This is a genomic window from Paenisporosarcina sp. P4_D4 (assembly GCF_056401835.1).
On sequence record NZ_JBFUIO010000435.1, the window covers coordinates 1 to 508 of the forward strand.

Annotated in this window: 1 protein-coding gene; it reads right to left on the reverse strand. The window is 70.3% G+C overall.

Translation table 11 applies throughout. The features are described 5' to 3' along the window. Positions 1-486: hypothetical protein (locus AC1DSL_RS19355; protein WP_477533496.1), on the reverse strand; the 486-nt coding region annotated here is incomplete at its 3' end. Between the last annotated feature and the right edge of the window lie 22 nt (positions 487-508).

Below are 508 nucleotides of genomic sequence, written 5' to 3' on the forward strand. Positions count from 1 at the left end.
GAACTCGCCCTCGACCGTCAGCGCGCCCAGCGGCGGCAGCAGGAAGGGCAGCAGCGCGGATTTCAGCTTCTGCTGGATGCTGGCGTTGGACTCGCCGGCGACCGCGCTTGCGGTCCAGGTGACGTCGAGCGCATTCACCGCGGCCCAGGCCTGCCCGAATGTCTCGGCCATCACCGCCACGCCGGGCGGCGTGGGCACGATGCCGTTCGTGGCGGGAATCGGCGCGATGCCGAGAACGCCCGGCATGCCCATCACCGCGGTCGTGTTGTTGATGCGCACGAACTGGCCGTTGATGGTCGGTGGCCGGCACACCATGGTCGGCTTCGCGTCGGGCACGGCCTGGTCGAGCGTGAACTTCTTGCGTCCGGTCACGATGTCCAGCGCGTCGAGCCGCGTCACGCGCTGGCCGACCACCGCGTTCGCGGAGCCCGTGGGCAGCCCGCCCAAACCGCCGAGCAACGGCATGCCCGCATGCAATGAACGCACGCTCGACGAGCCCCCGGTGAGC